This window comes from Rhizobium sp. SRI_017 (assembly GCF_057586295.1).
The window spans coordinates 16266-40665 of record NZ_JBYCZP010000009.1 but is presented as its reverse complement, the minus strand read 5'-3'; the positions used below and the strand labels follow the sequence as shown (position 1 = coordinate 40665).

The following is a 24400-nucleotide window of genomic DNA, read 5'->3' as shown; positions in this document are numbered from 1 at the left end:
TGCACTCACTCCGGAAATTTCGAGACGATGACGAACATCGCCGTGCCGGCCAGCAGCGTGACAAAGGACCAGGTGTAAAGGCTCATCGCGAAGGGCTGGAACATCATCAGGAAGCCGGCGCCGATCAGCGCGACCGCGATATTTTCCAGCCGTCCCCGGCGCAGCCAGGCCGATCGCTTGGTATTGGTTTTCGTCACATCGGCCGTCATTTGCGCACCGCTCCGAAGGTGATGCCGCGCAAGAGCTGCTTGCGAAGCAGGATGGTGAAGAGAAGGATCGGGATCAGGAAGATCGTCGTGCCTGCAGCGACCGCCGGCCAGTCCTGTCCACCTTCGCCGATGATGGTCGGGATGAAGGGCGGCGCGGTCTGGGCCGTGCCCGATGTCAGCAGCGCCGCGAAAGCGTATTCGTTCCAGGCGAAGATCAGGCAGAAGATCGCGGTAGCGGCAATGCCCGTGGTCGCCTGCGGCAGCACGACCTTGCGGAAGGCCTGCAGCCGCGTATAGCCGTCGATCATCGCCGCCTCCTCATATTCGCGCGGGATTTCGTCGATGAAGCCCTTGAGCAGCCAAACGGCGAGCGACACGTTGACGGCGGTATAGAGCAGGATCATGCCTATCGCCGTGTCGGAAAGGCCGAGTTCGCGATACATGAGGTAGATCGGGATCGCGACGGCGATGGGCGGCATCATCCGGGTCGACAGGATGAAAAACAGGAGGTCGTCGGCCAGCGGCACCTTGAAGCGCGAAAATCCATAGGCCGCGAGCGTGCCGAGAAATACGGCCAGGAAGGTGGAGCCGAAAGCGATGATAAGCGAATTGACGAAGCGCGGCAGGAAGTTTGACGGCCCTGCGATCACCATGTTGCGCTTGCGGGTCACCTCGTCGCAGGTGCCTTTCGGAGCGCCCAGAGAAGCGATGTAGTCAGGAGTTTGCCGCGTCCGCGTGGAGAACAGGTTGCAATAGCCCTCGAGCGTCGGGGTGAACAGGATGCGTGGCGGATAGGCGATCGAATCCGGCGGCGACTTGATTGATGTCAGGAAGATCCAGGCGAGCGGCACCATGGTGATTAGCGCGTAGAGGATGACGATGGCGCCGGCGATACGCTTGCTGGTCAGGCTCGGCTCGACGACCGAATGGGCGGCATTTCCACTCATCTCTGCTTCACCTTGTTGAGCGCCTTGACATAGATGTTGGCGAGGCCGAACACCGCGACGAAGAGGATGATGGCGAAGGCTGACGCCCGCCCGGTCGCCCAGCTTTCGAAGGCCTGGCGCTTGAGCGTGATCGAGGCGACCTCGGTTTCAGAGCCTGGCCCGCCGCCGGTCAGCAGCGTCACCATGTCGAACATCTTGAAATTCTCGATGCCGCGAAACAGCACCGCCAGCATGATGAAGGGGAGCGCCATCGGCACGGTGATGGTCCAGAATTGCCGCCAGTTGGAGGCACGGTCGACCTCGGCCGCCTCATAGATATAGTCCGGGATCGAGCGCAGGCCGGCCAGGCAGATCAGCATCACATAGGGCGTCCACATCCAGGTATCGACGATGATGATCGACCAAGGCGCCAGATTGACGTCGCCGAGCATCCGGATATCGGATGGCTGCAGTCCTGACACGAAGGATACGGCATAGGCGAACAGGCCGATCTGCGGCTCATAGAGGAAGCGCCAGAAATTGCCGACCACGGCCGGAGACAGCATCATCGGGATCAGGATGATCGTCGTCCAGAAGGCATGCCCCCGGAACTTGCGGTCGATCAGATAGGCGAGCGTAAAGCCGATGATGGTCTGAAGCAGGATGGTCCAGAACACGAAATGCGCCGTGGTCTGCATTGCCATCCAGATATCGGGATCGTTGAGCACGCGCTCGTAATTTCGGAGACCGACATTCTCGACGACCGCATTCGGCCGGTTGGCGCGGAAATTGGTGAAGGACAGATAGATCGCCCAGATCAGCGGGAAAATGTTGATCGCCAGCAAGAGCGCGATGGCCGGGAAGATGAAAACCCAGGCGATCGCCCTGTCGGACAGGCCCCGGATGCGCTTGGCAGTAGCCAGCGGCGTCTTTCGGGCCAAAGCTTCGGCGGCCCTATCCATCGCGGATGAGGTGGTGTCGGTCACCGGATTTTCCTTGGATTTCATGTTGCCGCCACGCGGCCCGGATTTCGAAGCTCCCGGTCAGGCCCCGCCGCCGTAACGGCGAGACCTTTCCGGGGAGAAGGTTTAGATCTTGCCGTCGTCCTCGAAGACTTCGGTCCAGTCCTTGACCAGGCCGTCGAGTGCGTCCTTCGCCGAGCCATTGCCGGCGACGACATAGTCGTGGAAGCGCTTCTGCGAAGCCTGCAGCAGCGAGGCGTAGCTCGGCTCTGCCCAGAAGTCCTTCACGATCGCCATGGATTCGAGGAAGGTCTTGGCATAGGGCTGGCTCGAGACGAAGCCTGGGTCTTCGACCACGGCCTTCAGGCACGAGAAGCCGCCGAGCTGCCACCACTTGGCCTGCACATCAGGCTGGGCGAACCACTTGATATATTGCAGCGCTGCTTCCTGCTTGTCGGAATAGGACACGACCGAGATGCCCTGGCCACCAAGCTGGGCGAACTGGTCTCCGTCCGGTCCCTTGGGATTGGCGAAGTAGCCGATCTTGTCGCCACCGACGGCTTCGTCCTTCTGCAGGCCTGGCCAGGTGAAGGCGAAGTTCATATGCATGGCCACCTGGCCGGATTTGAAGGCATCGACGCCTTCACCCATATAGCTGTTCGACGCGCCGGGTGGGGTGCAGCAGTCGTAGAGCGCCTTATAGAATTCCAGCCCCTTCACGGATTTCTCCGAATTGACGAAGCCTTCCATGTCATAGGGCTTGTCCGGGTTCTCGTATTTGAAGCCGAACGAGTAGAGCACGTCCATCGTGCCCATCGTCACGCCTTCCGAGCCGCGCTCGGTATAGATCGAGGCGCCATAGACGGTCTTGCCGTCGATCTCGCGCTTCTGGAAGAATTCGGCGATCTGCTTGAGCTGCTCGAAAGTGGTCGGCGCGGCCAGGTCCCAGCCGTACTTTTCCTTGAATTCCTTCTGCAGTTCCGGCTTAGAGAACCAGTCCTTGCGATAGGTCCAGCCGACGACGTCGCCCATCGCGGGCAGCGCCCAGTAGTTCGGCGTGTTCTTCGGCCATTCCGAATAGCCGACGACCGTCGCCGGCACGAAGTCATCCATCTTGATGCCTTCCTTGTCGAAGAAGTCGTTCAGCTTGACATAGTGGCCGTTCTCGGCCGAACCACCGATCCACTGGCTGTCGCCGATGATCAGGTCGCAGAGCTTGCCCTTGGAATTGAGTTCGTTGAGGAAGCGGTCGGCATAGTTGGTCCACGGCACGAATTCGAATTTCATGTCGATCTTGGTCTTGGCGGTAAAATCCTTCGACAGTTCCACCAGCGCATTGGCCGGATCCCAGGCCGCCCAGCACAGCGTCAGCGTTTCGGCCTTGGCGGCATTTCCTGTGCCGAGAGCAAACACCGCAACCGATGCGGCTCCCAGTATCGCTTTTCCTAAATGGCGCATGATTTCTCTCTCCCAGTTGGCACCGGCCCCATGCCGGTCCGGATCGGTCCCGTTCCCGTGGGACCAATAACTCGGCACCTGGGTCTCCCCACCCGAATGTTGAGTTATTTGTTTATATCGCCACAAATCACTAAACATGGCAATCGAAAAATGTGCTGCATTGCAGCAGGTGAGAGCGAGTTGGAGGCGTATCCGGTGTTTAGTTTATTGTTTTGGCTCAACTTTTCGCATGAGCTGAACGTTCGCTACGCGACACGTTTTGAATCACTGGGGATGAAATCGTTTCTGAAATCACTATGCTCCGGCCAACACGGAGTCGCCTCGCATGCAAGTCTACGACATCTTCGACCGCCTGATCGCTTTCCCGACGGTCAGCCGCGACGGCAATATCGATCTCATCCGCTATATCGCCGATTTCCTGGCTGGTGCGGGGATCGAGGCCGCGCTCTATCCGCATGAGAATGGCGACCGCGCCTCGCTGTTTGCCACCGTCGGGCCGAACAAGCGCGGCGGGGTGGTCCTTTCGGGACATACCGATGTCGTGCCCATCGAGGGCCAGGCCTGGACCTCCGATCCGTTCCGGCTCACCCGCCGCGACAACCAGTTGCTGGGTCGAGGCGCCGCCGACATGAAGGGTTTTATCGCCTGCGCCATCGAGGCGCTGGTCGCGGCAAAGGATCAGGACCTCGCCCGTCCACTGCATGTCGCCTTTTCCTACGACGAGGAGATCGGCTGCGTCGGCGTACGGCCCATGCTCACCGAACTCGCCGCTGCGGGCATCAAGCCGGAATGGGTGCTGATCGGTGAGCCGACCCATATGCAGGTCGCGACCGGCCACAAGGGCAAGACCGGCATCCGCGCCACCTGCCGCGGGCATGCCGCCCACTCGGCGCTGGCGCCCACCGGCCTCAACGCCATCCATCTCGCCGCCGACATGCTGTCCAATATTCGCGAGATGCAGGCTGGAATCGAACGATCAGGAATACGCGATCCGGACTACGACGTGCCCTACACGACGCTGCATGCCGGCGTGATCAAGGGAGGCACGGCACTCAATATCGTGCCCGACCAGTGCGAGATGCTGTTCGAGATCCGCAACATCGCCGATGACGATCCGAAGGCCATCATGAACCAGTTCTTCGATCGCGCCGAAGCCATTGTTGCGCCGAAGAAAAACATGTTTCCCGAAGCCGAGATCAAGCTCGAGATCTTCAATGAATATCCTGGCCTCTCGACCGACAAAACGGGCGAGATCGCTGGCCGCGCCATCTCGCTTTCCGGACAGGCCAACCGCATCAAGGTTGCGTTTGGCACAGAGGGTGGGCTCTTCCAGGAGGTGCTCGGAACGACGGCTATCGTCTGCGGTCCTGGCAGCATGGATCAGGGCCACAAGCCCGACGAATTCGTCACTGTCGAGCAGATGGAGGAGTGCCGCGGCATGCTGCGTCGGGTGACGGAGACGCTCAAGGCAGACTAAGGCCGGTCGAGCGCAGATCATGCCATGAAGCCGTTGAGGCTGCCCTTGTGCATGCCCTGCGCGACACCTATCTCGTTGAGGTCACCGGCCAATCGGGAACAGCCGGATAACGACGGGGACGCACGATGCGAATTCTGCCTCCGCATATCTTTCTCGCGGCGATTGTGTTGATCGTTGCCGCCAATCTGCTTTTCGACAGTCCACGTCCAATCCCTGGACCCCTTGATTGGATCCTGGGTGGTCTTCTGTTCATCCTCGGTCTGGCGATCACGCTCCCTTCGGCCCGCCTTTTTCATCGGGTCAAGACCAACATCATACCTTACAATGATCCCAATGAACTGGTGACGTCGGGCTGGTTCCGCCACACGCGCAACCCGATGTATCTCGGGATGGTCGTCGTGCTCGCCGGGATTTCCATCGGCTTCGGGGAATTCCTCGGCTATGCGGTTCCCCTGATCTTCCTGATACTCATGGATCGAACCTTCATCCCCATGGAGGAAAGGGCCATGCAGCGCGTATTCGGCGCTCGCTATGACGAGTATCGCAGCAAGGTTCGGCGCTGGATCTGACGTCTTCGCCGGGCGAGTGGTTTTGTGCCCGCTGATGCTCAAGACCCTTGCGCCTTTCGACCATCGCTTCTACCCCTAGGCCGAGTGAATCGAGGTGAATTCGGATGCAAGAAGGCGAGGTCGATATCCTGCACTGGATGGCAGAAGCCGGCTTGCGTGGGGACGAGCCCAACGAACTCTTCCGCGCCTTCTGCGAACGATGCAACAATATCGGCGTGCCGATTTCCTATGCCGTCGGCCTGATGGACACGATCCATCCCGAATTCGAAGGCCACGCCTTCGAATGGCGGGCACAGGATACGGGTCCGCGGCCGCTTCGGACCTATTCCTCGAGCGACAAAGGCGTGACCAAGGAGAACTGGGAAAACTCGGTCTTCAACTATCTTGTGACGACAGGGGAAGCCGAAGTTCGGCGCGCGATCGCCAAGGGGGCGCCCACTGATTTCTATCGCCTGCCGGAGTTGAAGGAGGAAGGCTATACCGATGTCTTCTCCCGCATCGAGCGCTTCACCGGCAAGGGCAGCATCGGGGCGATGAATGCCTTCTATTCCGTTTGGGGCACGCGCGACGCCGACGGCTTCACGGATGATCACCTTTCGGTCCTGCGCCGGCTGATGCCGACGCTCGCGCTCGCGCTCAAGAGCGTCGGCAGCATCCGCATTGTCAAGACACTCGCCCGCGTCTATCTCGGCCAGGATGCGGCGACGCGCGTCTTCGACGGGCAGGTGGCCCGCGGCCAGGCCGAAACGATCGACGCGGTGATCTGGCTCTCGGATCTCAAGGGCTATACCGCCATCCTCGATTCTGCCCGGCCCGAACAGATCATGCCGCTGCTCAACGACTATTCGTCGGTCGTCATCAGCGCCTTGCATCGCAACGGCGGTAATGTTCTGAAACTGATCGGCGACGGCGTGCTGGCCATCTTCAAGGGGCCGGATCTCGCTGCGGCGGCATCACGCGCGCTCAAGACCGAGCGCGAACTGCGCCGCGATCTCGAATATCTCAACCAGCGCCGCAATGCCCGCAAGGAACCCTGCACCGGCGTTTACGTCGGACTTCATCTCGGCACGGTGTTCTATGGCAATATCGGCAGCCGCAACCGGCTCGACTTCACCGTGGTCGGGCCCGCTGTCAACGAAGTCAGCCGTATCTGCACAGTTTGCAAGACGACGCAGCGGGATGCGCTGGTTTCAGCTGGTTTCGCCGATGTCTGCGAAGTCCCGCAACGCGACAAGCTGGTGGCCGTCGGCGAGTTCTCGCTGCGGGGCGTGAGTGAGCCGATGCAGCTCTATGCGGTGAAGCGGTGATGATCCGCTGGACGAAACCCATTCGGTCTGCGAGAAGACCCGCAGGATGCGACCGCCGTTAACTTAAGAACGGGGTCGGGCTGCTGATTGACGTCAGGCGGCTGCCGCGAGATCACGCTGGCCGTCCTCAATCATCCTTATGCCCGGTCAGTGCCGAACGGCCGTGAGCGCGCTGACGCGATTTGCTCAGCCGTCGAACCCTTGATCCCTGTGAACTTCCCGCCCGCCGAGCAGCGTCAGCACCACCTCCGTGTCGCCGATGTCGTAGACGTCGCAAGCGAAAATGTCGCGATCGAGGATGATGATGTCGGCATATTTTCCGGGCGTCAGTGAGCCGGTGTCGGCGTCGCGCCAGGCGGCGCGCGCAGCGTGGATCGTATAGCCCTTGACGCATTCCTCGCGGGTCATTCGCTGCTCGGGCAGGAAGACGGGATGCGTCCGCGGCCGGCCAGGAGGCTGGCGAGTGATGGCGGTTTCCATGATCTCGAACGGATTGAGCGTCGAGACGCCCCAGTCCGATGACAGCGCGTAAGCTGCTCCGGCATCGATCAGTGACCGGAAGGCATACATCCACCTGCCGCGGGCCTCGCCGACCATCGGAAGGGCGACGTCGGTGACCGAAGGCTCGTGCCGCGCCCAGAGCGGCTGGATGTTCATCATCGCCCCCAATTCGTGGAAGCGTGGAATGTCTGATGGATCGATGCACTGGACATGCGCGACCTGATGCAGGCTCGGCCATTTGCCGTTCTCCTTGCGGGCCGCTTCGAAGCCATCAAGGGCCGCCCGGCAGGCGCCGTCGCCGATCACATGGACATGGAGCTGGAAGCGGGCGGCGTCGAAGGCGGTGAAGAGTTCGAGCACCTGGTCGTGGCGGAACATCAAGGGCGCATTGCCGCCGGTCGCATCCGAATAGTCGTCGAGCATCACCGCGGTGCGGTTTTCCAGCACGCCGTCGAGGAAGAATTTTGCCGAATGCACGGTGAACATCTCGGACTGGTAGGCGGCGCGATAGGCCGAGATCCTAGCAAGCGCTCCCGCAGTGGTCTCGGCCGGATCGACGCGGGCGGTGGCGCAGACGCGGACGGTCAGTTCGCCGGCTTTCTCCAGGCGGTCATAGACGCGGACATGGCGGTCATTGACAGAGGCGTCGAGCACGCCGGTGATGCCGTGGCGGTTGGCCAGTGCCGCGGCGTATTTGACGCCGAAGGCGAAGTCATCGTCGGTGGGCTGCGGCATGCGCTCGTCGGCCCACTTGATGGCATCTTCATGCAGCATCCCGGTCGGCACGCCATCCCTGTCGAGCACGAAATGGCCATTCGGCGGATCAGTGATGCCCTTGACGAGGCCGATATATTCGCAGGCGCGGGAATTGAGGCAGGCATTGTGACCGTCGGAAGCGAGGATGAAGCTGGGGCGATCAGGCACGGCGCGATCGAGGACGTGGCGGTCGAGATTCTCATCGGTGAAGATGCCCGTGTACCAGCCGACCCCGTCGACCCACGGTCGTTCATGCGAGGCGCCGAATTTCCGCATCGTCTCGACCAGTTCGTCGATCGTTCGGGCTTCGGAGAGGTCGGCATTCTGGCCATAGCCCTGGCCGGAATCCTGTAGGTGGATATGCGTATCCTGGAAGCCCGGCAGCACCAGACGGCCACCGGCGTTGATCACGCGGGTCGTGCTGCCGGCCAGCGCATTGATATCGGCCGTCGTGCCCAGCGCTGTCACTCGACCGTTCGCCGAGGCGAGCGCCTCGGCCTTCGGCGTCAGCGGATCCATGGTCACGATGTTGGCATTGACGATGATGAGTTCAGGGGAGGGCATCAGCTATTCTCAAATGTCAGGCGTAGGGATTGTCGGCTTCGAGGACGGCCCAGTCGGGCGCCTCGATCATATTGGCCGGGACTTTGACATCCTTGGTCCAGGCGAAGATGCAGAAATAGGGGTTCGGTCCGGATTTGAAGGCGTGTTGCGCCCAGGGCTCGTTCCACTGCGGCTGGTGCGAGGAATGCCAGTTGAGCGGTTCGCCGGATTTGAAGCGCCAACCATGCGGCGCTGTGAGCGGCGCGTACATTTCTGGCGCGGCATGCTGGTGGTCGCGATAGAGAATGTTGGGGCCGAAGCCGAACAGGCCGAGATCGAAGTCCTCGGCGCCGATCTGGCCGCCTTCGCCGATGAGCGAGGCCATGCAATGGTTTTCTGCATAGACGTCGCCGATCAGCTCGCGCGGATAAGGATCGTAAGCCAGCCATTCGAGATGGGGCATCGCGGCACGAAGCGCCTTGGCCAGCGTCCGATCGCCATTGGCGTCCATCCAGTTGAGTGCAGTGTCAACATGGGCCGTCTGGCGAATGCGGCTCGGATTGACCTCGCGTATCGGGCCGTCCTTCCAACGCGCAATACCGGCGCGGACATCCGGTATGCCGGGCCCTGCGAAGCTGCCGAGATAGATGTCGATCTCGTCGACCAGGGTACGGATGGCGATCTCGCGCTCTAGGGTCATTCGTTTGCTGCCGTTGCCAGGTGAATGTCCCGTTCCCGCCGCTTCTCGGCCCGGTTCATGATGATGCCGGCGATGCCGACGCAGATGCCGACGAGGATGATGACGATCGAGGCGAGCGCGTTGATGTCGGGCGTCACGCCAAGTTTCACCTTCGACCAGATCAGGATCGGCAGCGTGGTCGCGCCCGGGCCGGTGGTGAAATTGGTGATGACGACATCGTCGAGCGAGATGGTGAAGGCGAGTAGCCAGCCGGACATGATGGCCGGCATGATGATCGGCAGCGTGACGTCCTTCAGCACCTCCCACGGCTTCGAGCCGAGATCCATCGCCGCTTCCTCGATGGAAATATCCATGGAGGACAGGCGGGATTGCACGATCGTCGTCACGAAGGTCATCGAGAAGGTGATGTGGGCGATCGTGACCGTGGTGAATCCGCGCTTGCCCGGCCAGCCGATATATTGGCCCATCAGGATGAACAGCATCAGCATCGAAATGCCGGTGATCACCTCGGGCATGATCAGCGGCGCGGTGACGAAACCGGAGAACAGCGTGCGCCCGCGGAAACGCCGGAAGCGGGCAAGCGCGATGCCAGCCATGGTGCCGAGGATGGTGGCGATGGTGGCGCTTACCAGCGCGATCTCGAGCGACAGGATCGCGGCGTTGATGACCTGCTTGTTGGCGAAAAGCTTCCAGTACCACTCCGTCGAGAAGCCGCCCCAAACGGTCGCGAGCCGCGACTTGTTGAACGAGAAGAAGATCATCGACAGGATCGGGATATAGAAGAAGGCGAAGCCGATGAAGAGACAGGCCTTGAGGAAATAATGCTTCTGCTGCATCAGCCGTTCTCCCGTCCGGCCTGCGCCTTGGCTTCGAAATGGGTGTAGGCCATCATCGGAATGACAAGCAGGAGAAGCAGGGCGACGGCCACCGTCGCTGCCATCGGCCAGTCGCGGGCCGAGGAGAACTCGTCCGAAATCACCCGGCCGATCATCGGGTCATAGGCATTGCCGACAAGGCTCGGGATAACCAGTTCTCCCGAGGCCGGGATGAAGACCAGCAGGCCGCCGGCGATGATGCCGGGTACGGAGAGCGGCAGGGTGACGTCGCGGAACACTTGGCTCGGCCGTGAGCCGAGATCCATCGCCGCCTCGTTCAGCGTATTGTCGAGCTTTTCCAGATTGGCATAGAGCGGCAGGATCATGAAGGGCAGGTAGGTATAGACCATCACCAGGATGACCGCGAAATTCGAGTTCATCATCGGGATGGAGGTGATTTCCCAGGCTTGCGGAGCGATGGAGTTGTAGATCGCGGTCAGGCCTTTGTTGAACCAGCTGTTCGAGCCCATCAAGCCCATCCACGCATAGACGCGCAGCAGAAACGAGGTCCAGAACGGCAGGATGACCAGGATCAGCAGGAAGCTCCGCCAGGTCTTGCTGACACGCGTCAGCCCGAGCGCCATCGGATAACCGATCAGCAAGCAGAGCAAGGTCGCGATCGCGGCATTGTAGACCGAGACGAAATAGGCGCGGATATAGAGGGTGTCGGTGAAGAGCCGCTGGTATCCCTCCCAATAGACCCATGGAAATTCCGGCTTGAAGACGAAGGGCGGGGAGGCGGGGTAGGTCTTGCCCAGACTGATCCAGACGATGATCAGGAAGGGAATGAAGAAGAAGATCGTGAGCCAGATATAGGGCGTGGCGATGATCACCTGCCGCCAGCCTTTGTCGTTGAACCAGCGGGAGAGGGCGGAGGTGTGGGCGAGCTCGTTCATGGCGCGGACCTCGCTATGTTCGAGCGCGTGGCTTCACCCCCCTCTGTCCTGCCGCACATCTCCGCCTCAAGGGGCGAGATTGCGTGGCGCGCACTCACTGCCGCAATTGACCGCCGAAAGCGCAGCACTCGATGCGAGAGAGAAGCGATGTTCGAGCGTCTGGCCAATCTCCCCCCTTGAGGGGGAGATGTCCGGCAGGACAGAGGGGGGTATGCCACAGGCTCCATCCACATCCCCTCAATCCCTCAACAAAATCACGGAAGACGGCTCGAACGACAGCCAGACCTTGTCTTCCCAACGCGCCACGCGCTCGCTCTCGGCTGCGCGCCTTGCATTGACATTGTTGACCTGCAGGATCGTGCCGGTCGCAAGCTTGATGCGATAAAGCGAATCCTTGCCGAAATAGGCGAGGTCGTCGACTGTGCCCTCTATGGCATTGACCCCCGGAGGCGGCGGTTCGCGGGTGATGTGGATCTTTTCCGGCCGCACCGCGACCTTGACTGCCTGGCCTGCCGCAAGACTCGTATTCTCCCGCGCCTCGATGGTCACGCCGAGCTTCGGCACCTCGACCCTGGCGGTGCCATTGACCGATTTGATGCCGCCATCGAACATGTTGATCGAGCCGATGAAGCCGGCGACGAAAGCGCAGTTGGGATATTCGTAGACTTCCGTGGCCGAACCGATCTGCCGCACCTCGCCCTTGTCCATCACGGCGATGCGGGTCGCCAGCGTCATTGCCTCTTCCTGGTCGTGAGTGACGACGACGAAGGTGATGCCGGTCTTGTCTTGGATATTGGCGATCTCGAATTGGGTATGCTCGCGCAGCTTCTTGTCGAGCGCGCCGAGCGGCTCGTCGAGCAGCAGAACCTTGGGGTGCTTGGCCAGCGAGCGGGCGAGCGCCACCCGCTGGCGCTGGCCGCCCGAGAGTTGGTGCGGCTTGCGGTGTCCGAGTTCGGAGAGCTGGACGAGATCGAGCATCTGCCTGACGCGATCCTTGCGTTCGGCCTCTGTCATCCGGTCATGCTTCAGGCCGTAGGCGATGTTCTTCTCGACGCTCATATGCGGAAACAGCGCATAGGACTGGAACATCATGTTGACCGGCCGCTCATAGGGCGGCACCCCGGTCATGTCCATGCCGTCGATCAGGATCCTTCCCGCGGTGGGAATTTCGAAGCCTGCCAGCATCCTCAGCAGGGTGGTCTTGCCGCAACCCGATCCGCCGAGCAGGGCGAAAAGCTCGCCCTTGGCGATGTCGATGGACACATTCTTGACCGCGGGAATTCCTGCGAAGGTTTTCGTGACGTTTTCGATCTTCACGAAGGCCTTGTCGGCATTGCTGCCAGTGGCCTGAACTGCGGCCTGAACGGTGCCCTGATTCATCATAGTCCTCGGCGTCGTGGATATGTTTTCGTGTGAATGCCGGGCCTCAGCCCGACTTCACATCCGTCCAGACGCGGGTCAGCGCGCGTTCCTGCTCTTCTGTCTGGCCCCGGGTGACGAAGAGGCGGCTCATCGTCTCGGCATCCGGATAGACGGCCGGATTGTTGGCAACGGACGGATCGAGGAAGGGCTTGGCCTTGGCATTGCCATTGGCATAGTTGGTGAAGTTCGAGCATTTCGCGGCCACTTCGGGCTGCAGCATGTAGTCGATGAACTTGTAGGCATTATCGACGCTCGCGGCATCGGCGGGGATGCACATGGTGTCGACCCAGGCGGGCGAGCCGGTCTTCGGTACGTAATAGGCAAGGTTGATATCGACGCCGGCTTCCTTGGCGCGCGTCTTGGCCGTCGCGTAGTCGCCGGACCAGTTGTTGATGACGCAGAGTTCCTTGTTGGGAATGGCGTTGAGGTAGTTCGAATTGTCGAACGTCTTGATGTACTGGCGGACTGGCTTGAACACCTCGGCGGCCGCCCGGTAGTCCGCCTCCGTCGCGGTGTTCGGATCCTTGCCGATATATTTCAGCACCATATACATGATGTCGGTCGGGCTATCGAGAACGGAGATGCCGCAATCGGCGAGCTTCGATGCATTCTCGGGCTTGAACAGGATATCGAGCGACTGGAGGTCGGCGTCGGGGAGGCGTTCCTTGACCATGTCGAGGTTGAAGGTCATGCCGACCGAGCCCCACATATAGGGCACGCCGATATTGTTGCCCGGATCCCAGGTCTCCATGATCTTCAGGATCGCTGGGTCGAGATTGCTCCAGCCCGGCAGCTTGGACTTGTCGAGCTTGTGATAGATATTGGCCTTGATGAAGTTTGGCAGGCTGATACCCGCCATGAAGACGACGTCGTAACCGGTTGAACCGGCGAGCATCTTGGCCTGCATTTCCTCGGCAGAGGAATAGTTGTCATAGGTCACCGCGATGCCGGTGGCGTTCTGGAAATCCTCGATCGTGGTCTCGCCGATATAGTCGGCCCAGTTATAGACGTTCAGCGTCCCCTCGGCGCGGGCGCGGCGGATGAAGGGCGCCGAAAGCGCAGTTGCGCCAATCAGGGTGAGAGCTGTTCGCCTGGTTATGTCAGTCATATCGGTGACCTCTTCTTGCCTGTTCTGGTTTCTGCTTCGCTGGTGTCCCCGGCTCAGGAGCCGGTCATGATCTTGGTCCAGGCGCGGGTCCGCGCCGATTCATATTCCTGTGATACGGCTTTCGGCAGGAACACCCGCTTCATCACCTCGGCGTCGGGGTAGACCGCCGGGTTGTCGAGGATCTTCTTGTCGACGAACTTGTTCGCTGACTTGTTGGCATTGGCGTAGGAGACGTAATTCGTCGCCTTGGCGATCACCTCCGGCTCCATCATGTAGTTGAGGAAGACATGCGCCGCTTCGACATTGGGCGCATCCTTCGGGATAACAAATGTGTCGAGCCACATCGTACCGCCGGTCTCGGGCACCTCATAGGACAGGCTGACATCGATATTGGATTCCCTGGCGCGGTTGAGCGCCGTGGCATAGTCGCCGGCCCAGGCCGTGGTCATGCAGACTTCCTGCGCCACGAGCCCGTTGAGGAACTGCGAATTGTTGAAGGACCGGATGTTCTGGCGGACCTTGGTGAAGGCCTCGACCACTGCGTCCAGATCCTTGAGATCCTCGGACAGCGGATCCTTGCCGAGATAGGCAAGGACCATGGGGATCACCGTGCCGGGCGAATCAAGCATGTTGACACCGCAATCGGAAAGCTTGCCCGCGATCTCCGGCTTGAACACCATGTCCAGGCTCTTGAGATTGGCGTCGGGCACGCGCTCACCGACCAGCCTGGTGTTGTAGGTGATGCCGGTCGTACCCCACATATAGGGGATGGTGAATTCGTTGCCCGGATCGAGCTTCTCCATCACCGCCATGACCGCCGGGTCGAGATGGCTCATATTCGGCAGCTTGGACTTGTCGACCTTCTGGATGATCCCGGCCGGGACGAAACGGGGCAGGTTGCGCGAGGCGGTGACGACCAGGTCGTAGCCGCTCGAACCCGCCATGAGCTTGGCTTCGGCGCCTTCAGCGGTATCGTAGGTGTCGTAGACGGCCTTGATCCCCGTGGCCGCCTCGAAATCGGCGATCGTCGTCTCCCCGATATAGTCCGCCCAGTTATAGACATTGACCTCTTTGGCCTGGGCCCGGGCAATGCGGGCGATGAATGGCGCTGCTAGCATGCTTGCGCCGGCCGCCACGAAAGTCCTTCGCTTCATTCCAGTCATCGCATTCTCCCCTTATTGGTTTGCCTGCATGCGATCGCGGATCCAGGACTGGAACCGGTAGACGTCGAATTCCTGCGGCATCAGCACCCCTTCGGTGAATTTCGAGGATTTTAGGCCGCGCTGGTTCATCTCGCAGGCCATGCCGTCCTGGCTCATCACCAGGGTCGCGAAATCCACCACGTTGCCGAGATTGAAATCGGGTTGGGCGAGTGTCTCGGCGGGGAACAGCCATTCTGCCTTGAGCTCGGTCCGTTCCGGTCCAAGCGGCTTCAGCGACACGGCGCGGACGTAATCGACATGGGCGACGATGAACATGGTCGGCACCAAGGTCACGAAGAGCTGGCCCGCCTCGCGCTCGGCCTTGGTAAGGCCGTCAAATTTCGGGCCGCAGGCCAGTCCATTCATCGACCAGGTCATTGCGCCTTCGCGGAACGCATGTTCGGCTTCCTGCTCCGGAGTCCAGTCGGGCGCCTCGTTCGGCGCCATGTAACCCTTGGAATAGATCGGCACGGCGGCCGAGAGTTCGGGATGGATGCCCGGGCAATGCAGGCACTCATTGTAGTTTTCCCAGAAGACCTTCCAGTTGCAGTCGAGCGTCTTCTTGAAGGTGTGGCCGGTGATGAGGCTGTCCATCGGCCAGTTGTCGAGGGCATGCTCGCCCATATCGGGGGCCGCCGCGAAGTCCGGCGGATCATCGGCGAGGCAGAGATAGATGAAGCCGTTCCAGAGCGTCACGTTCACCTTGAAGAGGGTGAAGTCCTGTTTCCTGAAATCCGGTGTGATCGAGACGAAGGGCGTACGCACCAGCCGGCCGTCGAGCCCGTAGCTCCACTGGTGATAGGGGCAGGATATCAGCTTTGAGCTCAGCGTCTTCTCGGGCTCGGCACAGAGCTCGGAACCGCGATGCCGACAGGTGTTGTGGAAGGCCGTGATCGTGCCTTCGCGGTCGCGGACGAGAATCAGGTTCTGGCCGCCGATCTCGACGCGGCGCATGGTCATCGGGGGCAGGTCGTTGACGCGGCCAGCATAGACCCAGCTGTTGGCCCAGATCGTCTTCTGCTCGTCGGAATACCATTGGTGATCATAATAGGCAGAGGCGGGGAGCGATGGCTCGCAATGCGGAAGAAGCGGAGAGGCCGGATGAGGGATCTGCATCTGGTTCATTGCGCGCTCCTCTCTCAACAGAACACGATGGAAGAGGAGGTCAGGAACGTCGTGAGCCGGAACGCTCCGGGCGAGTGCGCCATCACGCCGGCCGTGGATACGGTCGGCCGGCATGCGCCACGCATGTTCCGTCCAGGTCCCATCTCTTCGTTCCCTGTGCCCGCATTTTTGCGGTTCGTCGTAATTGCCGCTAGCTTTTTTCATTTTGACTGAACTGTCAATCAATAAATTTTCCGACAGGGGATCGATTTTTCTGCGCTTTCCGTTCAGGATGAATGTCCCGATGCCACCGCTGAGAGTCACCGCCCATGCCGGCCAAACCCACGGTCCTCGAACAGACGCCGCGCAAGGCAAGCCGCGAGGTGCGCCGACAGCAGCTTATCGATGCCACGATCGCCACGCTCGCCCGAGTCGGCTTTTCGCGCACCACGCTGACCGAAGTGGCAGCCACGGCGGGCCTCTCGCACGGACTGATCATCTTCCACTTCGAGACGAAGGAAAAGCTGCTCACCGAGACGTTGCAATTCATGGCGCGCGAATATCGCGACAACTGGGAGAGGGCGCTGGCGGAGGCCCCGAAGACGCCCGCCTCACAGTTGGACGCGCTGATCCGCGCCGACTTCACCGAGGCGATTTGCGCGCCGGATCGCCTGGCGGCGTGGTCCGCGCTTTGGGCGGAGGCGCAGAGCCGGCCGATCTATCAGGCGAACTGCGCCGAGCACGACCTCGAGTTTCTCAATGTCATCGAACGGCTCTGCGCCGAACTGACAACGGAGGGAAATTATCCCCTGTTGCCCGTGCACACTGCACGGGCCATCCGTGTCACTCTCAATGGCTTGTGGTTCGACCTGATGACCATGACAAACACGTTGTCGCGCCAAGAGTCGCTCCAGACCATGTTCAACATGCTCATGGCCTTCTTCCCCGAGCATTTCGATCATGGCGGGGCACTCGAGGCGGGCCGTCCCCGAAGGATCAGTGCGTCGTAAGTTCGGGGAATTGCTGGAATACTTCCTCTTCCGAACCGAGCTTGGCAACTTCCGAGCGCAGCCGGATAGCAAGGGGATCGCTGATGCCGATCGCGCCGGGTGCGCGGATATCGATCTCCGCGCCATTTTCGCGGATCAGCTTGGCCTCGGCCCTGAAGCCGCGCTCGAGCAGCCAGTCGCGCGGCACGCTGAGTTCGACATGGATTTTCTTCGCGCCGTCCGTCTCGTCTTCGGACACTACTCGATAAGAAATCGGCCAGATCTTTCCGCCAATGGCGATCTTTCCGGATCCGTCTGCCTGGTTCAGGTAGCTCATGATATCACCTTACTAGGGTTGCTGGCTTCCCGTCGGGTCAAGGCGCATCCGGGCATGCCTACAAGTTTGCGGCGTCTGCAAGGGACTGCCGGACCGAGCCTCAGTGCTTCACATGGTCCGGCTTGCCCTTGCGCTTGGTCGAGGCGAACTCGTCCAATTCTTTCTCGGTCATCGATTTTTCCATCGATTTCGATGCGCCCTTGAGCTTCGATTTCGGCATGTCGCCGCGCTTGGCGGCCAGCGCGGCACCGGCGGCTTTCTGCTGGGCTTGGGATTTGGCGGGCATGATGGATTCCTTTCGGCTTTTCCTCTGCGGCCACAACGCAGACGCTCGAAGAGCGTTCCCGCAAGCGCGGCATCAAATCCGGAACCCAACCCCCGATTCGGCCATTGAGGACATGTAGCTCGAAGGAATCGGAGGCTGATAGGCGATGAAGAGAAACGCCCTGTTTGCGGCCGCGATTGTGCTGCCTGTTATCGCCGCCGCGCAGGAAATGGACCAGACTGGCAGCATTACCCCCGTCGATCCGAACGGCGTCGTGACGGAGCAGCAGGTGCACGACCGCCTGGCTTCGGCCGGCTACACGGCGATCGGCGCGCTCGATCGCGATTCCGATGGAATCTGGCGGACGACCGCCATGAAGGGTGACACCATGATGTCCGTTGCCGTCAACGGGAAGGGCGAGATCGAAGACCGTTAGCCCTCAAGTGCCGCAGAAGGTTCGGTAAACCGGACCGTCGTGCGGCGCCGGCTGGGTATAGCGCTCATTGTCTCGTCCCTGGTCGTTGTAGGGATCGGACAGAACATTATGGAGGGCCTCGAAGGGGCCGAGATCGTCGTCATTGATCGCTGCAGCCAGGGCTTCTTCCACGAGGTGATTTCGAGGAATGTAGAGCGGATTTGCCTTATCCATCTTTTCGGCGCGAGCTGGGTCTTCCGTTTCCCGCGCAATCCGGGCGCGCCATGACGACAGCCATCGATCGGCCGCGGCGCGATCCTCGAACAGGCTCCAGAAGGGCGCGTCATCACCGCGCGCGCTGTCGCCCAGTCGCCGGAAAGCCGACGTCCAGTCGACTTCATCCTTCTGCATGAGGTCGAGCAGCGACTGGATCAGCATGCCGTCATCCTCCTCCGCGGTTTTCAGCCCGATCTTTCGCCGCAGGCCGGCAGACCAGGCGTCCTGGAACGTCGCAGCATAATCCACGACGACCTGATTCGCCTTCTCGACGGCGGCATCTATGCTCTCGTCGATAACAGGCAGCAGGGTTTCGGCAAGGCGTGCGAGGTTCCACTGCGCGATGCCGGGCTGGTTCTGGTACTGGTAGCGACCGCCCTGGTCGATCGAACTGAAGACCGTCGCGGGATTGTAGGCATCCATGAAGGCGCAGGGGCCGAAATCGATCGTTTCGCCAGAAATGGAACTGTTGTCGGTGTTCATCACACCATGGATGAAGCCGACATGCATCCAGCGCGCCACCAGTGCCGCCTGCCGGTTTGCCACGCTTTTCAGGAGCTCCAGATAGCGTTGGTCGGCATTCCGAAGCTCAGGGTAGAGTCGGTCGATGACGTAGTCCGCAAGCGCTGTCAGACCTTCGACATCGCCGCGCGCGGCAAAGAACTGGAAAGTCCCCACCCGGATATGGCTCGCCGCCACTCTTGTGAGCACGGCACCGGGCAGGGTGGTCTCACGATAGACTGCATCGCCCGTGGCGACGGCAGCCAGTGCACGCGTTGTCGGAATGCCGAGCGCATGCATCGCCTCGCTGACGAGGTATTCCCGCAGCACCGGACCGAGCGCGGCCCGTCCATCTCCGCCGCGTGAATAGGGCGTACGGCCCGCACCCTTGAGCTGGATGTCACGGCGAACGCCGTTCCTGTCGACGACTTCGCCGAGCAGGATTGCGCGGCCATCGCCGAGTTGCGGCACGAAGCCGCCGAACTGATGGCCGGCATAGGCCATGGCAATCGGCGTCATGCCCTCGGGCACCGTGTTGCCGCTGAATATCTCGGCGCCTTCAGGCGAATCGAGCTGCGCGGCATCAAGCCCCAGCTCTGCCGCGAGCGCATGGTTGAACGCCAGCATACGCGGCTGCGGCACGCCGGTCGGGCGCACATGGGCGTAAAAACGGCCGGGCAGGCCCGAATAGGTGTTGGACAGTGAAATCATCGATCAATCCGCCGTGGATGGACGTGCGGTCTCCACCTGTCAAAGGTAGTGGCCGCGCCGCTGATCCGCAAGCTCAGTCCGGCCCGACATCAACCTCCGCCTGACCCTTTTCGGGCAGGGCACCCGTGCCCGGGGTCTTTTCGCGGTCCGTCAGCCTTTCCTTGGCATGAGGGCCGGCGGGTGGTGTCTTCTCGGGCTGCTTTTCAACGGTTTCCTGTCTGGGCTTTGCTTCTACCATGGGGCGTCTCCTCTCCTTAGAAACGCCTAACGCCCTGTGCCGGCCAGTGTTCCGGGCGGGAACGAAACCGCGGCATAGGGGTTGCTCTGGCAGACCCGGAAAGGAGTCGACCCATGAAAACACGAACCCTCAATATCGGAGCCGGCCTGCTTTTCGCGGCTGCGACTCTTGTCACGCCGGCCCTCGCGGCGGGCGTTCAGGACGATTGCCGATTGACGCCTCCGCCTGACACGACGCCGGACTCGACCATGTCCGACAATGTCCCGGATTCCACCTCCAATACGCTGACCGATCGTCTGACGACCTGCGGCAGCGTGCTCGATCCACCGGCCGTGGGTGATCCGGACATTGTCGAACCCACGCCCCCTGTGGGCGACGACATGAACCTTCATCCGGACGCACCCTCGGCGCGTCCCTAGCGGCCTTTAGAAAATCAGCGACGTCAAGGAGTAACACCATGGCTATCCATGAACCGATCCATAACCATCGCGACCCCGACGGCCGCGTCGTTCTCAATGGGACCGAAGCTCGCCAGGGCATGCTGGGCCGGCCCGTTCTCTATGTGCTCGTCATCGGTCTGATCCTCGCCATGCTAGCCTGGGGCGTGGCGGAGTTCTGGGGAATGTCGATCGACACCCAGACGCCGAGCGACGCAACGCAGGTATCGACACCGGCGACAGAACCGGCGAGCGAGAACGAGAATATCGTGAACAACGATCCGGCGCCCGGCGACAAGCAGCAGACGGAACCCGTCATCGTCGACCCGCAGCCGACCGGCAACCAGTAAGGTGGTTTTGAACGAAGAATTCGAATGATATCAGCCGCCGCCGCCACCACTGAGGTGGTGGCTTCATGATCCGGCTGAACGAAAATCGGTGGGAAACAGCAGTCTGCTTGACACCCGTTCATAGTGCCCCGCCAGAGGCGCACACGGCTTCGCGCTGCACCGATCGCGCCGGATCAATCCAAAGTCGCCAAGCTCAAATGAGATCAATTGAGGGAATGGCGGAGAAGATGGGAAACTCAGACTTCGACCCCTCCGCACGGTGGAAAGCTTGACATCCAGGCGGTACGGCATCATGTGTGGGGTACCGCACTGGGGTACTCTGCATGGGAAAACGCGTTCATCCTCAATACCTCGATATGCACGGCAAAAAGTACCGGGTGCAGATGAAGGTGCCTGTTCGTCTCCGAAAGATCGTCGGGAAGGCAAAGCTCCTGAAGCCGCTTTACACAGAGAATCTTCGGGAGGCCGAGCAGCGAAAGTGGGCAGCCATAGCAGACCTCAAACAGATACTGCGGGATGCGGAGCGCGTACTCCTGGCAGACAATCCGCTGAAGGCCGAGGCGCTCACATTCAGACCATACCGCGAAGATGATGACGCCATGTACCATATGCGGGAGCGGGCGCGGGAGATCGAGCGGGCACATAGCTACGCGGAAGCCCAACAGTTTGCCGATCTAGCGCGAGGCGCGACGACGCCTTTGGATCAATATTCGGCCGCCTTCATCGAGCACCAGGGCTATCGCCTAAAGACGCGGGGCGACTTCGAGCGGGCCTTGAGGTGGCTGGGGGACTACCTGCGGGGTAAACACCTCGGGGAGACGCTGGAAGCTGTCACCCGGAAAGAGGCGGGCCTTTTCATCACCACCTTCCTCGTGAAGGGCCGTGGGTTGGACAAGGCGGCTGCATACCTGACATTCCTGAGGCAGTACTGGAAGTGGCTCTACGAAAAGGGCAACGCGGGCGACAATCCTTGGCTGGGGCAGACTCTCCCGACCGCCCCCAGGCGGAGTCGCGATGAAGTGGATGATGAGGGGAAGCGGCCATTCACTGACGAAGAGGTCGCCAAGCTGGTGCACGCCCCGGCGAACGAGCGCCTTAAGGACATTATGCTCATAGGTGCCCTCAGCGGAATGCGTATCGAAGAAGTCTGCCAGCTTCGGATTGCCGATTGCGCGGATGGTGTCTTCTCAGTCCGGGCCGGGAAGACGGAGGCAGCAAGGCGAAAGGTGCCAATTCACACCGGCCTCAAGGATCGCATCTCGGCGCTAACAAAGGGCAGGGCGCCCGCAGAGTTCCTAATAGCTGATCTTCCAGGCCCACCTAAGTCCCGCGAGACGAGGTCCGATCCGGCTGTCAAACAGTTTACAAGATACCGGCGAGAACTGGGGGTGGACGAGCGGCCAAACGAAAAGGCGAAGAGCAACGTGGATTTCCACTCGTTCCGGCGCTGGTTCATCCGCAAGGCGCGTGATGCGATGCTCAAGGGGAATGCAGGGTTTGACGCCTGGACGTTCCTCTCGGTGGTGGGACACTCAGAAGGGGGCGGACCCAAGGCCCAGGAATTGTCGATGGTTGGCTACGCAGGGCCGGACGCAGAGGCGGCAAAGCGAGCGCTGGTGGAAGCGGTGAAGCTGCCGCTCGTCCCGAACAGTTAGTTGGCGGACAGTACTGCAAGACGATAAGCTATAATTAGTCCGGAATCCCTTTCCTTGACTTGTTGCTCACCCACGACGCAATCGTCCCAACGAAGTCCCAAACGTCACCTTTGGTCGGCTTCACATATGCCGACGCGTTGGGATCGTTACCCATTTTCTCAAAGATGCTCTCAAGCCATCTCCCTTTTGATCGTCCGACGTCAAGAGTTGTTAGCCAAGCTTCAATCTCGCCGCGAGGCACAATAAATAGGCCGTATCGAGCTACGTCATCGAGCAGATTTTGTGCGGTTTCAAGTTCGGAGCCCTTCAAGAGGGCGATGCCGCCCTGGGTCTTGTAGTTCTTCTGGGTGTCTTCGAGTGATTTAACAACTGTAGCGCGTCTGTCAGCGTACGCGTTGTGTTCCCCTTTCGGAATTTCGATGGCCTGCAAGTGTCGAGTCCACTCGCCGCCGCCGCGCTTTAGTACATCGAGATCCACAACGCTTGCAGCGGGGATGCCCAGCTTCCGTAGAGGGGCGACGATTCTCGCGACGGTCTGGTGGTTATCAGCGATGAGAAATAGCGTGCGAGACACCCCCCGTGGGTCACCCTCCGCCAGCAGGCGCTCGTTGACTTCTTGGTAGAAGGCCCTGTCCGCATTTGCTTCGCAGACTACGACCCCGTCGAAAAAGAGCCCATCGAGAACGCCTACGGATCGCAGCAGTGGGTCGTTCATGAGCGTCTTCAGGTCTGAACTGGGCAGGAGACGCGCGGTTGCGACATCTCCCTCATATGTAAGCCTGATGATGTTCACCTCGGCTCCCGATGCAATCGCCCCCATTAGGAAGTGGGCACTGTGCGTTGAAGCGAAGATGTGCTTACGCTCTTCATTCGCGCCCCTAGCAAGCTGCTTTCCCAATGTGAACGCCAAGCTCGGATGCAGAAATGCTTCCGGCTCATCTACGGTGATGATTTTCGGCTGACCGGCATAGACTTGCAGGAGTATACCGGTGAACGCCTTCACTCCGTCGCTGACACTTTGAGTCCCACGCGCAGTCCGCATGTAGTCAAGAGTCGTGTCCTCAAGCGAGCGCTCGCTCGGCGGTGGGTACGACCCGAATCTGACTTTCAGCTTATCCCCCTCCGAAGCGTCGAGCACAAACTGGAGGCTGGTGGCGTCGCAGATAATCTTGCGGAGCGCACTGCGTCTCGCATCGTCTACGAACAGTTTTGCAAAGGGTTCGCTTGGATTCTTAAGGTCGCCACGGATTTGGCTACTCACTAGCCCAATTCTAGAAGGCCCATCTAGGCTAAGTATGCGTCCCCTCGCATACCATTCGAAAAAGTTCTGCCGGTGACGTCCTTCGCGCGTGTTGGCGTTAACCAGGGCCTCGACGAACTGACCCTCCTGGACCTCGATGCGACCGCTGAGGGTATTGATGAGATAGTGGCTTGAGCGTCCACTTTGGCCAGTAGATCGGTTTACCTTCATATCGTCCAGCTCGCGAAGAGCACTGCTTTCGGTATGACTCGTGAAGCAGACGTCCTCGATGATGCAGCGATGCCCGCCGCTGCCGGATACACAATCGAATATCTCCCGTAGTGCTTGGCTCTTGCCGGAATTGTTCGGGCCTACGAAGATGGTTACAGATGGCGGTGTCTCTAGTTCCAGCGCCGGCTGGTTCACACTTGAGCCGAACTTAAATTTGACCGAAGATAACATCGCGGTCCCCCTTCTCTTGCTGTCTCACGCCCTAGACACTTATAGGCAAGCTCGATTCCAATACCGGATGTCAACAGTAAGGCGCCCACGCGAGACGTTCGATTCACGTAACAATGGCTAGCTTTCCCCCCGTCCACCCCCTCCTGACTTTTCGAAATGCCCTGAGCCGCCGCCTTGAGGCCGAGCTGTGCCGCCGCCCTGAGCCGCCGAGCTGTGCCGCCGCCCTGAGCCGCCGCCCTGAGCCGCCGCCCTGAGCCGCCGCCTTGAGGCCGAGCTGTGCCGCCGCCCTGAGCCGCCGCCCTGAGCCGCCGCCTTGAGCTCGCCACCCTATAATCTCTACGCAAACAAAAAGGGCGCCTCGCGGCGCCCCTTTGGTCATTCATGCGGTCATGTCTACCAGCCGCGTGGAGTGTACCCGAACTCGATAGGCCCGAAGTGGATCATGCGGCACCGATACTCGGTCCAGACATCGAAACGCCACTCCTTCACTTTTAGGAACTTGCAGCGGA

25 protein-coding genes are annotated in these 24400 nt (G+C 60.6%); 8 read left to right on the top strand and 17 right to left on the bottom strand.

Going from position 1 to position 24400, the window contains the following annotated elements; genetic code table 11:
* Positions 1-5 precede the first annotated feature (5 nt).
* The 4 genes from AC2YI2_RS19835 to AC2YI2_RS19820 form a co-directional block, all read right to left on the bottom strand.
* Positions 6-209: a hypothetical protein gene (locus AC2YI2_RS19835; RefSeq protein ID WP_487388212.1), complete on the bottom strand. Its 204-nt coding sequence runs from the start codon at positions 207-209 to the stop codon at positions 6-8.
* On the bottom strand, positions 206-1156 hold the full coding sequence (locus AC2YI2_RS19830; protein ID WP_487388211.1) for a carbohydrate ABC transporter permease: 951 nt from the start codon (positions 1154-1156) through the stop codon (positions 206-208). The genes AC2YI2_RS19835 and AC2YI2_RS19830 overlap by 4 nt, the downstream gene beginning before the upstream one ends.
* Entirely contained in the window at positions 1153-2097 is a 945-nt protein-coding gene (locus AC2YI2_RS19825) for a carbohydrate ABC transporter permease (RefSeq protein ID WP_487388429.1), read from the bottom strand. The genes AC2YI2_RS19830 and AC2YI2_RS19825 overlap by 4 nt, the downstream gene beginning before the upstream one ends.
* Positions 2098-2223: 126 nt before the next feature.
* Positions 2224-3555 carry an ABC transporter substrate-binding protein gene (locus AC2YI2_RS19820; protein ID WP_487388210.1) on the bottom strand — a complete coding sequence of 444 codons (1332 nt, stop codon included), beginning with the start codon at positions 3553-3555 and terminating at the stop codon, positions 2224-2226.
* Positions 3556-3880: 325 nt separating this feature from the next.
* On the opposite strand from AC2YI2_RS19820, the gene argE reads away from it, so the two are divergent.
* The 3 genes from argE (at position 3881) to AC2YI2_RS19805 (ending at position 6908) form a co-directional block, all read left to right on the top strand.
* Positions 3881-5032 (top strand): acetylornithine deacetylase, encoded by a 1152-nt coding sequence (argE, locus tag AC2YI2_RS19815; protein WP_487388209.1) that lies wholly within the window; start codon positions 3881-3883, stop codon positions 5030-5032.
* 125 nt (positions 5033-5157) lie between these two features.
* Positions 5158-5601, top strand: coding sequence for a methyltransferase family protein (locus tag AC2YI2_RS19810; protein WP_487388208.1), 444 nt, complete (start codon positions 5158-5160; stop codon positions 5599-5601).
* 104 nt (positions 5602-5705) lie between these two features.
* The gene (locus AC2YI2_RS19805; protein ID WP_487388207.1) at positions 5706-6908 is read left to right on the top strand and encodes an adenylate/guanylate cyclase domain-containing protein; all 1203 of its coding nucleotides are present in this window, start codon (positions 5706-5708) and stop codon (positions 6906-6908) included.
* A 186-nt stretch (positions 6909-7094) separates the two neighbouring features.
* Here AC2YI2_RS19805 and AC2YI2_RS19800 read toward each other — a convergent pair whose 3' ends face one another.
* From AC2YI2_RS19800 to AC2YI2_RS19765, 8 genes are all read right to left on the bottom strand, one after another.
* Positions 7095-8729 (bottom strand): amidohydrolase, encoded by a 1635-nt coding sequence (locus AC2YI2_RS19800; protein ID WP_487388206.1) that lies wholly within the window; start codon positions 8727-8729, stop codon positions 7095-7097.
* Positions 8730-8745: 16 nt separating this feature from the next.
* Positions 8746-9408, bottom strand: coding sequence for a dimethylsulfonioproprionate lyase family protein (locus AC2YI2_RS19795; protein WP_487388205.1), 663 nt, complete (start codon positions 9406-9408; stop codon positions 8746-8748).
* On the bottom strand, positions 9405-10244 hold the full coding sequence (locus AC2YI2_RS19790) for an ABC transporter permease subunit (protein ID WP_487388204.1): 840 nt from the start codon (positions 10242-10244) through the stop codon (positions 9405-9407). The genes AC2YI2_RS19795 and AC2YI2_RS19790 overlap by 4 nt, the downstream gene beginning before the upstream one ends.
* Positions 10244-11179 (bottom strand): ABC transporter permease, encoded by a 936-nt coding sequence (locus tag AC2YI2_RS19785; RefSeq protein ID WP_487388203.1) that lies wholly within the window; start codon positions 11177-11179, stop codon positions 10244-10246. The genes AC2YI2_RS19790 and AC2YI2_RS19785 overlap by 1 nt, the downstream gene beginning before the upstream one ends.
* 237 nt (positions 11180-11416) lie before the next feature.
* Positions 11417-12562, bottom strand: a complete 1146-nt coding sequence (locus tag AC2YI2_RS19780; RefSeq protein WP_487388202.1) for an ABC transporter ATP-binding protein — start codon at positions 12560-12562, stop codon at positions 11417-11419.
* Positions 12563-12605: 43 nt separating this feature from the next.
* Positions 12606-13709, bottom strand: a complete 1104-nt coding sequence (locus tag AC2YI2_RS19775) for a polyamine ABC transporter substrate-binding protein (protein WP_487388201.1) — start codon at positions 13707-13709, stop codon at positions 12606-12608.
* Positions 13710-13762: 53 nt separating this feature from the next.
* Positions 13763-14872 (bottom strand): polyamine ABC transporter substrate-binding protein, encoded by a 1110-nt coding sequence (locus tag AC2YI2_RS19770; RefSeq protein WP_487388200.1) that lies wholly within the window; start codon positions 14870-14872, stop codon positions 13763-13765.
* A gap of 12 nt (positions 14873-14884) precedes the next feature.
* Positions 14885-16036, bottom strand: a complete 1152-nt coding sequence (locus tag AC2YI2_RS19765; protein ID WP_487388199.1) for an aromatic ring-hydroxylating oxygenase subunit alpha — start codon at positions 16034-16036, stop codon at positions 14885-14887.
* Between the two features lie 308 nt (positions 16037-16344).
* On the opposite strand from AC2YI2_RS19765, the gene AC2YI2_RS19760 reads away from it, so the two are divergent.
* Positions 16345-17025, top strand: coding sequence for a TetR family transcriptional regulator (locus AC2YI2_RS19760; protein WP_487388198.1), 681 nt, complete (start codon positions 16345-16347; stop codon positions 17023-17025).
* On the opposite strand, the gene AC2YI2_RS19755 is transcribed toward AC2YI2_RS19760, so the two are convergent.
* Positions 17012-17341, bottom strand: coding sequence for a hypothetical protein (locus AC2YI2_RS19755; protein WP_487388197.1), 330 nt, complete (start codon positions 17339-17341; stop codon positions 17012-17014). The two genes, AC2YI2_RS19760 and AC2YI2_RS19755, sit on opposite strands and share 14 nt — an antisense overlap.
* A 100-nt stretch (positions 17342-17441) precedes the next feature.
* A complete protein-coding gene (locus AC2YI2_RS19750) occupies positions 17442-17627 on the bottom strand; it encodes a DUF3008 family protein (protein WP_487388196.1) in 186 nt (61 codons plus the stop codon).
* A gap of 145 nt (positions 17628-17772) precedes the next feature.
* Between AC2YI2_RS19750 and AC2YI2_RS19745 the strand changes: the two genes are divergently transcribed.
* Positions 17773-18042: a hypothetical protein gene (locus AC2YI2_RS19745; protein ID WP_487388195.1), complete on the top strand. Its 270-nt coding sequence runs from the start codon at positions 17773-17775 to the stop codon at positions 18040-18042.
* Positions 18043-18045: 3 nt separating this feature from the next.
* Here AC2YI2_RS19745 and AC2YI2_RS19740 read toward each other — a convergent pair whose 3' ends face one another.
* Both AC2YI2_RS19740 and AC2YI2_RS19735 read right to left on the bottom strand, forming a co-directional pair.
* Positions 18046-19509 carry a protein adenylyltransferase SelO gene (locus AC2YI2_RS19740; protein ID WP_487388194.1) on the bottom strand — a complete coding sequence of 488 codons (1464 nt, stop codon included), beginning with the start codon at positions 19507-19509 and terminating at the stop codon, positions 18046-18048.
* A gap of 73 nt (positions 19510-19582) precedes the next feature.
* Complete coding sequence (locus AC2YI2_RS19735) at positions 19583-19747, bottom strand: hypothetical protein (protein WP_487388193.1); 165 nt, start codon at positions 19745-19747, stop codon at positions 19583-19585.
* A gap of 113 nt (positions 19748-19860) precedes the next feature.
* On the opposite strand from AC2YI2_RS19735, the gene AC2YI2_RS19730 reads away from it, so the two are divergent.
* The 3 genes from AC2YI2_RS19730 (at position 19861) to AC2YI2_RS19720 (ending at position 22189) form a co-directional block, all read left to right on the top strand.
* A complete protein-coding gene (locus tag AC2YI2_RS19730; RefSeq protein WP_487388192.1) occupies positions 19861-20166 on the top strand; it encodes a hypothetical protein in 306 nt (101 codons plus the stop codon).
* 38 nt (positions 20167-20204) lie between these two features.
* Positions 20205-20534, top strand: a complete 330-nt coding sequence (locus tag AC2YI2_RS19725) for a hypothetical protein (RefSeq protein ID WP_487388191.1) — start codon at positions 20205-20207, stop codon at positions 20532-20534.
* A gap of 323 nt (positions 20535-20857) precedes the next feature.
* The gene (locus tag AC2YI2_RS19720; RefSeq protein ID WP_487388190.1) at positions 20858-22189 is read left to right on the top strand and encodes a tyrosine-type recombinase/integrase; all 1332 of its coding nucleotides are present in this window, start codon (positions 20858-20860) and stop codon (positions 22187-22189) included.
* A gap of 34 nt (positions 22190-22223) precedes the next feature.
* On the opposite strand, the gene AC2YI2_RS19715 is transcribed toward AC2YI2_RS19720, so the two are convergent.
* Positions 22224-23891 carry an ATP-dependent nuclease gene (locus AC2YI2_RS19715; RefSeq protein WP_487388189.1) on the bottom strand — a complete coding sequence of 556 codons (1668 nt, stop codon included), beginning with the start codon at positions 23889-23891 and terminating at the stop codon, positions 22224-22226.
* Between the last annotated feature and the right edge of the window lie 509 nt (positions 23892-24400).

Bases quoted from the DNA above. Each gene is read 5' to 3' on its own strand.
- AC2YI2_RS19835 (WP_487388212.1), bottom strand. From the start codon at position 209: ATGACGGCCGATGTGACGAAAACCAATACCAAGCGATCGGCCTGGCTG.
- AC2YI2_RS19830 (WP_487388211.1), bottom strand. From the start codon at position 1,156: ATGAGTGGAAATGCCGCCCATTCGGTCGTCGAGCCGAGCCTGACCAGC.
- AC2YI2_RS19825 (WP_487388429.1), bottom strand. From the start codon at position 2,097: ATGGATAGGGCCGCCGAAGCTTTGGCCCGAAAGACGCCGCTGGCTACT.
- AC2YI2_RS19820 (WP_487388210.1), bottom strand. From the start codon at position 3,555: ATGCGCCATTTAGGAAAAGCGATACTGGGAGCCGCATCGGTTGCGGTG.
- argE (WP_487388209.1), top strand. From the start codon at position 3,881: ATGCAAGTCTACGACATCTTCGACCGCCTGATCGCTTTCCCGACGGTC.
- AC2YI2_RS19810 (WP_487388208.1), top strand. From the start codon at position 5,158: ATGCGAATTCTGCCTCCGCATATCTTTCTCGCGGCGATTGTGTTGATC.
- AC2YI2_RS19805 (WP_487388207.1), top strand. From the start codon at position 5,706: ATGCAAGAAGGCGAGGTCGATATCCTGCACTGGATGGCAGAAGCCGGC.
- AC2YI2_RS19800 (WP_487388206.1), bottom strand. From the start codon at position 8,729: ATGCCCTCCCCTGAACTCATCATCGTCAATGCCAACATCGTGACCATG.
- AC2YI2_RS19795 (WP_487388205.1), bottom strand. From the start codon at position 9,408: ATGACCCTAGAGCGCGAGATCGCCATCCGTACCCTGGTCGACGAGATC.
- AC2YI2_RS19790 (WP_487388204.1), bottom strand. From the start codon at position 10,244: ATGCAGCAGAAGCATTATTTCCTCAAGGCCTGTCTCTTCATCGGCTTC.
- AC2YI2_RS19785 (WP_487388203.1), bottom strand. From the start codon at position 11,179: ATGAACGAGCTCGCCCACACCTCCGCCCTCTCCCGCTGGTTCAACGAC.
- AC2YI2_RS19780 (WP_487388202.1), bottom strand. From the start codon at position 12,562: ATGATGAATCAGGGCACCGTTCAGGCCGCAGTTCAGGCCACTGGCAGC.
- AC2YI2_RS19775 (WP_487388201.1), bottom strand. From the start codon at position 13,709: ATGACTGACATAACCAGGCGAACAGCTCTCACCCTGATTGGCGCAACT.
- AC2YI2_RS19770 (WP_487388200.1), bottom strand. From the start codon at position 14,872: ATGACTGGAATGAAGCGAAGGACTTTCGTGGCGGCCGGCGCAAGCATG.
- AC2YI2_RS19765 (WP_487388199.1), bottom strand. From the start codon at position 16,036: ATGAACCAGATGCAGATCCCTCATCCGGCCTCTCCGCTTCTTCCGCAT.
- AC2YI2_RS19760 (WP_487388198.1), top strand. From the start codon at position 16,345: ATGCCGGCCAAACCCACGGTCCTCGAACAGACGCCGCGCAAGGCAAGC.
- AC2YI2_RS19755 (WP_487388197.1), bottom strand. From the start codon at position 17,341: ATGAGCTACCTGAACCAGGCAGACGGATCCGGAAAGATCGCCATTGGC.
- AC2YI2_RS19750 (WP_487388196.1), bottom strand. From the start codon at position 17,627: ATGCCCGCCAAATCCCAAGCCCAGCAGAAAGCCGCCGGTGCCGCGCTG.
- AC2YI2_RS19745 (WP_487388195.1), top strand. From the start codon at position 17,773: ATGAAGAGAAACGCCCTGTTTGCGGCCGCGATTGTGCTGCCTGTTATC.
- AC2YI2_RS19740 (WP_487388194.1), bottom strand. From the start codon at position 19,509: ATGATTTCACTGTCCAACACCTATTCGGGCCTGCCCGGCCGTTTTTAC.
- AC2YI2_RS19735 (WP_487388193.1), bottom strand. From the start codon at position 19,747: ATGGTAGAAGCAAAGCCCAGACAGGAAACCGTTGAAAAGCAGCCCGAG.
- AC2YI2_RS19730 (WP_487388192.1), top strand. From the start codon at position 19,861: ATGAAAACACGAACCCTCAATATCGGAGCCGGCCTGCTTTTCGCGGCT.
- AC2YI2_RS19725 (WP_487388191.1), top strand. From the start codon at position 20,205: ATGGCTATCCATGAACCGATCCATAACCATCGCGACCCCGACGGCCGC.
- AC2YI2_RS19720 (WP_487388190.1), top strand. From the start codon at position 20,858: ATGGGAAAACGCGTTCATCCTCAATACCTCGATATGCACGGCAAAAAG.
- AC2YI2_RS19715 (WP_487388189.1), bottom strand. From the start codon at position 23,891: ATGTTATCTTCGGTCAAATTTAAGTTCGGCTCAAGTGTGAACCAGCCG.